Raw genomic sequence first — 261 nt, 5'->3', positions numbered from 1 at the left:
AACGCGAATATTTCTTGATGGCAATTTCACGTTTTGAAGCCTCACTTCGGTCAGTCAATTGCTCTTGGTAAGCCAAGGTTAACGGCCCTTTACCTTTTAGGTATTTAGCCGCTTTAGGGCCGCGTGTTTGATGCTCGGCAAGGCGACGCGCAATATCCGTGGTAATGCCAGTGTATAAATGTGAATTGGCACAGCGAATAATGTATAAATACCAAGCCGTATTGGCGTTATTTTGCGACATAAAATATAAAACCTTAAGTG

General features: G+C 42.9%; 1 protein-coding gene. It reads right to left on the bottom strand.

What is annotated here, in order from left to right; translation table 11 throughout:
• Positions 1 to 241 (bottom strand): GIY-YIG nuclease family protein (locus tag AAEY72_RS15405; protein ID WP_352311470.1); only part of this gene is annotated, 241 nt, incomplete at its 3' end.
• Positions 242 to 261: the final 20 nt, after the last annotated feature.

The organism is Psychrobacter sp. W2-37-MNA-CIBAN-0211 (assembly GCF_040309405.1).
Taxonomy (GTDB): Bacteria; Pseudomonadota; Gammaproteobacteria; order Pseudomonadales; family Moraxellaceae; genus Psychrobacter; species Psychrobacter glaciei.
The sequence above is the reverse complement of the archived record's forward strand: the minus strand, read 5'-3'. Positions and strand labels throughout refer to the sequence as shown.